Origin of the sequence: Phormidium sp. CCY1219 (genome assembly GCF_035615515.1) — a bacterium.
Lineage (GTDB): Bacteria > Cyanobacteriota > Cyanobacteriia > Cyanobacteriales > Laspinemataceae > CCY1219.
In genome coordinates this window covers 21,069-27,737 of the sequence record NZ_JAJENT010000427.1, presented here as the reverse complement: position 1 = coordinate 27,737, position 6,669 = coordinate 21,069, and the positions used below count along the sequence as shown (strand labels likewise).

6 protein-coding genes are annotated in these 6,669 nt (G+C 53.0%); 2 read left to right on the top strand and 4 right to left on the bottom strand.

Annotation, left to right across the window (positions count from 1 at the left end; genetic code table 11):
- Window positions 1-3 precede the first annotated feature (3 nt).
- Window positions 4-171, top strand: coding sequence for a PEP-CTERM sorting domain-containing protein (locus LKK83_RS09850; RefSeq protein WP_324630916.1), 168 nt, complete (start codon window positions 4-6; stop codon window positions 169-171).
- Window positions 172-466: 295 nt separating this feature from the next.
- Window positions 467-1,894 carry an NADP-dependent isocitrate dehydrogenase gene (locus LKK83_RS09845; protein ID WP_324630912.1) on the top strand — a complete coding sequence of 476 codons (1,428 nt, stop codon included), beginning with the start codon at window positions 467-469 and terminating at the stop codon, window positions 1,892-1,894.
- An 86-nt stretch (window positions 1,895-1,980) separates the two neighbouring features.
- Here the strand turns inward: LKK83_RS09845 and LKK83_RS09840 are convergent, their stop codons facing one another.
- The 4 genes from LKK83_RS09840 to LKK83_RS09825 form a co-directional block, all read right to left on the bottom strand.
- A complete protein-coding gene (locus LKK83_RS09840; RefSeq protein ID WP_324630911.1) occupies window positions 1,981-3,627 on the bottom strand; it encodes a hypothetical protein in 1,647 nt (548 codons plus the stop codon).
- A 413-nt stretch (window positions 3,628-4,040) separates the two neighbouring features.
- Window positions 4,041-5,153 carry an LptF/LptG family permease gene (locus tag LKK83_RS09835; protein WP_324630915.1) on the bottom strand — a complete coding sequence of 371 codons (1,113 nt, stop codon included), beginning with the start codon at window positions 5,151-5,153 and terminating at the stop codon, window positions 4,041-4,043.
- Between the two features lie 166 nt (window positions 5,154-5,319).
- Window positions 5,320-6,048, bottom strand: coding sequence for an LPS export ABC transporter ATP-binding protein (gene lptB / locus LKK83_RS09830; RefSeq protein ID WP_324630914.1), 729 nt, complete (start codon window positions 6,046-6,048; stop codon window positions 5,320-5,322).
- A gap of 92 nt (window positions 6,049-6,140) precedes the next feature.
- Window positions 6,141-6,584 (bottom strand): LptA/OstA family protein, encoded by a 444-nt coding sequence (locus tag LKK83_RS09825; RefSeq protein WP_324630909.1) that lies wholly within the window; start codon window positions 6,582-6,584, stop codon window positions 6,141-6,143.
- Between the last annotated feature and the right edge of the window lie 85 nt (window positions 6,585-6,669).

Here is a 6,669-nt window from a genome sequence, read left to right as displayed (position 1 = left end):
CCGGTGGGCGGAAGCGATCCGGTGGGCGGAAGCGATCCGGTGGGCGGAAGCGATCCGGTGGGCGGAAGCGATCCGGTTGCCGTTCCCGAACCCACCACGATCGCCGGCTTGCTGCTAGGTGGAGGCGGATTGTTAGCCGCACGTCGTCGTCGCAAATCCAGGGATAGCTAATCGAGTCAATAGCTGAGCCACCACTGCGCCCTCGGGAAATTAGCTCAACTGTATATCATATAGATGCGATTAAGACTGTGTTTGCATAGGGGTTAGAAGTGTTCGCAAACTTCTGACCCCTTTTTCTTTGGGTTCTGCTGGCGGGATCCAGGGAAGCGGAAAAAATTGCCCTCGCCGATGAAATTTCTCGGAAAACTGGAAAAAAGCTAAACTGATTACCGCTTTTTTGGTGGGATCTGCTAGCCTACCAAAGAAGTCAAGGCGTTTCTTAAAGTTCAGTTAAACCGAGAGTCGTATGTACGAAAAAATCAAACCGCCCACCACAGGCGATCGCGTCACCTTTAAAAATGCCGAGCCGGTGGTTCCCGACAATCCCATCATCCCCTTCATTCGCGGAGATGGAATCGGCGTAGACATCTGGCCCGCCACCGAGAAAGTCATCAATGCGGCGGTGAAAGCTGCTTATGGGGACAAGCGGGAAATCTCCTGGTTCAAAATTTACGCTGGCGACGAAGCCTGCGACCAGTATGGCACCTATCAATATTTGCCCGAAGACACCCTGCAGGCGATTCGAGAATACGGCATTGCCATCAAAGGTCCGTTAACCACCCCGATTGGCGGTGGGATTCGCTCCTTGAACGTTGCTCTGCGGCAGATTAACGACCTTTATGCCTGCGTGCGCCCCTGCAAATATTACTCCGGAACCCCCTCGCCCCACAAACATCCCGACCAACTCGACGTGATTATCTATCGGGAAAACACCGAAGATATTTACTTAGGAATCGAGTGGCACGAGGGGACGGAAATTGCCGATAAACTCATCGATATCCTTAACAAACAGTTTATTCCGCAAACGCCGGAACATGGCAAAAAGCAAATTCGCACCGATTCTGGCATCGGCATCAAACCGATTAGCAAAACCGGCACCCAGCGCCTGGTGCGCCGCGCCATGAAAAATGCCCTGCGCCTGCCAAAAGCGAAACAGCAGGTGACGTTGGTGCATAAAGGCAACATTATGAAATACACCGAAGGTGCGTTTCGCGATTGGGGTTACGAACTGGCAAAAAGCGAGTTTCGGGATGAGTGCGTTACCGAGCGGGAATCCTGGATTCTCAGCAACAAAGAACGCAATCGGGATCTCAGCATCGAAGACAACGCCCGCAAGGTGGAACCGGGATATGATTCGCTGACGCCGGAAAAGCGAGAGGAAGCCTGCCAGGAAGTGCAAGAGGTCCTCGATGGCATCTGGGACACCCACGGGAATGGCAAGTGGAAAGAGAAGGTGATGGTTAACGATCGCATTGCCGACAGTATTTTCCAGCAAATCCAAACCCGTCCTGGGGAATATTCTATCTTGGCCACGATGAATTTAAACGGCGATTATCTCTCCGATGCCGCCGCTGCGATCGTGGGCGGATTAGGTATGGGACCGGGGGCAAATATTGGCGATGAGTGTGCCATTTTCGAGGCGACTCACGGTACTGCGCCCAAACATGCCGGTCTCGATCGCGTCAACCCCGGATCCTTGATTTTGTCTGGGGTGATGATGCTGGAATATATGGGCTGGGAAGAAGCTGCTGACTTGATTAAAAAAGGCATTGGGGCGGCGATTTCTAACCGCGAAGTCACCTATGACTTGGCGCGGTTGATGGATCCGCCGGTGGATTCTCCCCTGAAGTGTTCCGAATTTGCCGACGCGATTATCAAACACTTTGACGATTAAACCGATCGCGTCATCCAAATAAAAAGAGCGATCGCGGGTCGTGCTTGTGCTTGCCAATCCGCGATCGCTCTGGTTTTTTCCCAATTCTAAGGATTGGAAAACGTATTGATTTCCCCGCCGCCGATATAGCGCCCGGGGGCATTCCGAGGCACGGAAAACGGCTGAGGCGGTTGAACCGGCTGGAATTCCTCACCCCCGCCACGGGGCTGTAAATTAGAATTATTGGTATAACTCTGCCGTTGATTTTGCAAGTTGGGAACTTGATATCCCGGTTGTCGCTGGGGAATTTCCACCGCCGAGGGGGTTGGCGATTGCACCGGGGTATTTGGCGCTTGCAAAGCGGGGGAAGTTTGCGGTTGCCCCTGGGTATTCGGCGCTTGCAAGCTTGAGGAATCGGGGGTTTGATAAAGCGAATCCGAGGCGCTGTTATCCGTCGGTTGCGTTAAATTCGGTGCTGGGGTGGAGGTGCTTTGCGGTACCGAGGGGGTGAGGTTGGGGGTGGCGGTACCGGTGCGCGATCGCAGCAAATAATCGTAGGAATTGGTAAAATTCCCCGAATTGCCCGAATTGGGCGCGGCGGGGGCATTATTCAGGTTACTGTCGTAATTTACCCCCGGTTGAATCGCTTGTCCTGGGAGTTGCGGCGTGGTTTGTGGCGTCCCTCCCGGTTGAATCACTTGTCCCGGGAGTTGCGGCGTGGTTTGTGGCGTCCCTTGGCCGGAATTTCCCGCATTCGGCGTGGTGGATGGTCCTGGGTTGTAGGGATTTGAGTTAGCGGGAGTTTGCGCTTCCACGCCGGAGGTTGGCGGATTGGCTAACACGCCATAGGGATTTTCCGTCGCCGGTCTGCCGGAAAAATAGGGATTGGGCTGATTTTGTGCCACTCCGGGGTTGGAATTTTGCGGCATTGGCGAGGGGGAGGGGGAGGGGGTGGTGGCGGGGTTGGGCGTGGGGGAGTTGGCAGTCTGGGAGGAGGATGGGTTGCGGTTGGCATCCTCGTTACTGGCAGACTCCTCATTCTCCGAGGCGTTCATCTCCTGGCGATATTGTTGTTCGATGGCGGATTGCAAGGGACTCTGGGGCAATCCGCTCAAATCTGGGGCGGTATAGCTGCTGCTGTCGAAACCCAACAGGTTGCTATTGTTAGCAGGCACTCCAGAGGGAATGGCGATTTCCGGCATTTCTGGCAACAGGGAGGCGCTTTGCGGGGCGCGATTGGGATTTTCGTCCTCGGGATTTGAGCCAGAGGGTGAAGACTGATTGGGCATGACCGACAGGCGTTCTATCTCCCGCTCTAATGCTTCGATATCTTTTAATAAAAGACTGTTATAGTCTTCTGGATTGGGGGCGTTGCTGTTGCTTTGCGTTTCGGACTCAGACGCAGAAGACGCGGTGCTCGCCGAATCGGGTTGAACCACTTCGGGAACCCGGAGTGGGGGTGCTGACTCCATTTTTTTGATTTCTGCGTCGAGCAATTCGGAACTGTCAATATCTGCAGCGAGTGCTCTCTCTTCGGGGGTGAGGGAGGAATTACCTTCGCCGTCCCCGCCGAAGGTGTCTTCGAGATCCAGGTTCAGGGTCAAGAAGCGATCGGGGTTTTGGGAAAATTCCCAGGCGAAGAGGGTTAAAACGGTTAACATGGCCACCGAACCCCAGACGATGGGTCGGGTGAAGGTTCGCACTTTGGCTTTGATATTGCGAATTTTGGACGGTTTCGGGGGATGTTTTGACATGGTATTTAAGACAGCAGTTGGTGAGTGGGGGTGGGGTTATCGGTTGAGGGACAGCGGTTCTCGGTGGGGAAAAGAATCATGCCACATTCCCACTTGAGAAGGGGTTGATTTTTCCCGTTCTGAGAGTGCGAGACTTTGCCAATCGGGGGCGAGTCACACTGGAATCGCTGTCTAGGGTAAAGTTGATGTTAAAGGGTTGTGGTTATGCCTGATGTTATTTTACCTTAAAATTTCTCTGGAAGGGAGAGCTTTAAGGGTTTTTTACGTTAAGGGGCGATTTGGGGGAAATTTTCTCCGGGCAGGGGAATTGTGGGGGGAAGGAATGGGGGAATCGAGGATGAAGAAGCGATCGCAAATCTTCGGTGCAAAAGCGAGGCAAGGGCGAGGAGCGTGCCACCACAGGCGAGATTTTTTTATCGCGAGGCTCTGATTAATAATCCGATGGCGATCGCCAAACCAATTCCCAGGGGCAACCAAGCGGCCATAAACGGCGAGAGAATCCCCAATTGCCCAAATGCATTGGTAATAAATGCCAATAAATAGTAGCCAAAAATAATTACGATGCTAATGCCGAAACTGGTGGCTTTGCTGGCCCGTCTGGGGCGAATTCCCAAGGTCGAACCCACTAACCCAAACAACACGCAAACAAAGGGTAGGGCATATTTCTGCTGAATTCTGACTTTCAGTTCGATAATTTTATCTTCATCGCCGCCTTGGGAAATAATCTCCAATCGTTCTTTAGCTTGGGCGATGCTCATTTCTCCGTAATCTCTGCCTCGGGCGGCTAAGTCTAACGGGGTGCGCGGGAGTTGCAGTTGTTGATGTTCAAAACGAACAATATTGCGATAGGACCCTCCCTCTCCAATCAAATAAATGGTGCCGTTGAAAAAATCCCAGGTATTTTGAGCCGGATTCCAAGTGGCAGATTCCGAGACAACCACTTGGCTTAAATTGCCCTCAGAACGGTCTAGAATGGTTAAGCCTTTCATGCGGTTTCCGTCGAATTCTTCGGCATAAAATAAGCGGGTCATTACCTTAACTTTATGGCCGTTGTCTTTTCTTACGCGGTCGAATTGGGTGTAAATAATGTTGCGATCGCGAAAGGGGGGTTTTTCGCGATTCATGGCTCGTTCTAAGGTAATTGTTGCCCGATAGTTTGCTGCCGGCACCACTAATTCGTTAAAGGCAAAGGTCAATCCGGTGACGAACAAACTCATCACCACGGCGGGGACGATCGCCCGATAAATGCTGACGCCACAACTGCGTAAAGCGACGATTTCGCTATCCGCCGACAAGCGCGAGTATCCCATCAAGGTAGCGAGCAATACCGACATGGGAAAAGCGAGGACGATAAAATCAGGCAGCTTTAACAAAAAAACTTCGATGGCAATATCTAAGGGTAAGCCTTTTTCAGTGACGCGCCGCACGAGGTCGAATAAGGTGCCGATCGCCACTCCTACTGATGAAAAAGCGCCCACGCCAAAGAGGAACGGTCCGATTAATTCGCTGGCGAGATAGCGATCCATGACCGAACCTCTAAATAGCCACCAACTGAGGGAACGAACTGATTTCAAGGGTTTGGCATTCATCTTGGGTGTGAGGAGTCTGGGGGTGTCATCGGCGATCGCCTAGGGGGAGGGGCTATTTGACTGCGGGTGAGGGCTTGCGAAATGCCAATTTGATAGAATTCTCCTAAAACTGAAAGTGCTGCCCTAAATAATATTGCCGTACCAGAGGATTTGTGGAAAGTTCTTCTGGGGTACCGGAGGCGAGGATTTGCCCGTCGCGCATAATGTAGGCGCGATCGGTGATGGCGAGGGTTTCGCGGACATTGTGATCGGTAATCAGGATGCCCATACCGCGATCGCGTAGGGTAGCGACGATTTGCTGCATTTCCGACACGGCGATCGGATCGACGCCGGCAAAGGGTTCGTCGAGGAGCAAAAATTGCGGTCCGCTACCGCGAGTGGCCAGTGCTCTAGCCATTTCCGTGCGTCGTCGCTCGCCGCCAGACACGTATTTGCCCTTGGTTTTGGCCACTTTTTCCAAGCGAAACTCGCGCAGGAGAAGGTTGAGACGCTGTTCCCACTGCCAGGGGGGCACCTGGGTTTGTTCGAGGACCAAGAGAATATTATCTTGGACGCTGAGATTGCGAAAAATACTGGGTTCTTGGGCTAAATATCCAATGCCAAGTTGGGCGCGTTTGTGCATCGACAACGTGGTAATGTCGCGATCGTTGAGCCAAACCCTGCCGTGGGTGGGTTTTTCCAATCCGGTGACGATATAAAATGTAGTGGTTTTCCCGGCCCCATTGGGTCCGAGCAGCCCCACGATTTCTCCTTGGGAGACGGAAAGACTGACCCGGTTGACTACAACCCGCTTGCCATAGGATTTGTGAATGTTTTCTAACCAAATTTTCACCACTGGGAATCTCGGGGAATGCGAAGCGCAAATGGAGAGAGGGAGAATTTGCCCCTCGCGCGCGGTGGAGTCCTCTGGCGCGGGGGCAGTGCTTATGGCGTCGAGGCATTATTGGACTCGGGGACTAAATAAATGGATTCCACTTGTTGGTTTTGCTCCGGAAGGGCGATAAATCGGCCTTCGTCGATCAGGTAGGTGATGGTTTCGCCTCGGATGCTGTTCCCCTCTTGCACCACATAGGCGTTGCCACTGAGGACGATGCGGCGCTCTCGACTAAAATATTGCGCTTGGGCCGCACTCGCTTGCATGTTGCGCGCCGGATAGTTGATTCGGACGTTACCGCGCGCGGTGACAATGCCGGTTGTGGAGTCCGCTTCTTGGATATCGGCGCGCACTCGTAAGGCGCGAGAGTCGGTCGCGGCGGGTTGCGAGACGGTGGGAGTGGCGATCGCGCTGCTGATGGCGATCGGCATTATCAACGCCAACCCCAAGTGCAGCAAAATCTGTGAAGAACGAAATCGAGCAGAGGGCATCATAACGGTTGTATGTTCTATCAGGAACAATGATTGCTCAGGCAGCGAATCAGATGGCGATCTGATTTGTTGTCCTATTGGTAGTTTA